Below are 521 nucleotides of genomic sequence, written 5' to 3'. Positions count from 1 at the left end.
GCGAATGGTTGGAGACCCTGGTTCACAGCACTGTGAAGCAAATCCAAGACACTATGCCAACGATTCAAGATCGCTCTTTGAATGTTCAGGTATATCGTAAGCTGGGTGAAAGTGAAGTACGTAACGAGCTAGACGTAGCAACGGTTGTAAATAACAAGCTGCACATCATTGAGTGTAAAACGAAAGGCATGCGCGATGATGGTGACGATACGCTGTACAAACTGGAATCTTTGCGTGACCTGCTAGGCGGTCTACAAGCACGCGCTATGCTGGTGAGCTTCCGCCCTCTTCGTCACAATGACATTACTCGTGCAGAGGATCTTGGCCTTGCGCTTATCGGCCCTGAAGAGCTGAAAGATCTCAAAACGCATCTTGCGAAATGGTTTGAAGCCGCTGGCGGTTCTGACGAAATTTAGTCGCCCTCTAAAAACACGAAAGCAGCTCACTGGAGCTGCTTTTTTAATGCCTGTTTTTAGTGCCTATCCTAGCTTCAATCACTTTGCGTTTCAGAATCTAGAAAA

1 protein-coding gene is annotated in these 521 nt (G+C 47.0%); it reads left to right on the top strand.

What is annotated here, in order from left to right:
- Positions 1-416: Card1-like endonuclease domain-containing protein (locus R7Q48_RS31005; protein ID WP_318134254.1), on the top strand; the 416-nt coding region annotated here is incomplete at its 5' end.
- Positions 417-521 lie beyond the last annotated feature (105 nt).

The sequence above is a fragment of the Vibrio sp. 378 genome (assembly GCF_033339435.1).
This window is presented reverse-complemented; position numbering and strand designations above follow the sequence as displayed.